Consider the following 914-nt stretch of genomic DNA (forward strand, 5'->3'; position numbering starts at 1 on the left):
GCGCCGAGCGGACCGGACGGCGCGCCCGGCCCGGACGGCGTACCCGGACCGGCCGTTCCGGCCGAACCGGTCGTCACCGGGTCGGCCGGACCCGCCTGTCTGCCCGGACCTGTACGGCTGTTCTGTTGCGAAGGGATCCCCACGAGGCAGAAGACTGCCTCATCGACATGGCCGGTTCCCCGGTGATCCAGATCACAGTCGGCGGTGTGAGTGCGACGGCGGGTGGAAATCCGTACTCAAGAGGGACGGGGCGACGGCGGTGTCCGGATGCGAGGATGGGGCGCCATGACCGCAGGGTGGGGTTCGCGCACGACACGCGCCGCGATGTTCGCGGCCGTCTGTGTGCTGCTCGCCGCCCTGGGCCACGTGATGATGTCCGGCAGCCATGTCCCCTGGTGGACCCTGGTCGCCGGGGCCGCCGCCACCGGTGCCGTCGGCTGGTGCCTGGCCGGACGTGAGCGCGGGCTCCCGCTCATCACGTCCGTGGTGGTCGCCGCCCAGACGGCCCTGCACTGGGGCTTCGAGCTGGCGCAGTCGTCGACCCCGATGGCCGCCAACAACCCTGTGGGCGCGATGAGTTCGACGGGCCCCTCGGGCTCGGCGGACCTCATGGACATGGGTTCCGCCCACATGATTCACACGCTCCCCACGGGCGCGGCCGGTCACATGGGCCATGTGGACCACACCGGGTACCTCCTGGACGGCTCGTCCGCGTCCTCCTCGTCGCTCATGTCCTCGCTCGCGTCCATGTACGCGTCCTCGTCCGGCATGTTCGCCGCGCATCTGCTGGCCGCGCTGCTGTGCGGTCTGTGGCTGGCGTACGGCGAACGCGCCGCCTTCGGGCTGCTTCGGGCCGTGGCCGGGTGGCTGGCCGCACCACTGCGGCTGTCGCTCGCGCTGCCCGTCGCCGCGCA

At 72.0% G+C, this 914-nt stretch carries 1 protein-coding gene; it reads left to right on the top strand.

Translation table 11 applies throughout. From position 1 onward, the window contains the following. Positions 1-285: 285 nt before the first annotated feature. Positions 286-914 (top strand): hypothetical protein (locus tag AWZ10_RS39780; RefSeq protein WP_208618637.1); only part of this gene is annotated, 629 nt, incomplete at its 3' end.

The organism is Streptomyces europaeiscabiei, assembly GCF_001550375.1.
Lineage (GTDB): Bacteria > Actinomycetota > Actinomycetes > Streptomycetales > Streptomycetaceae > Streptomyces > Streptomyces europaeiscabiei.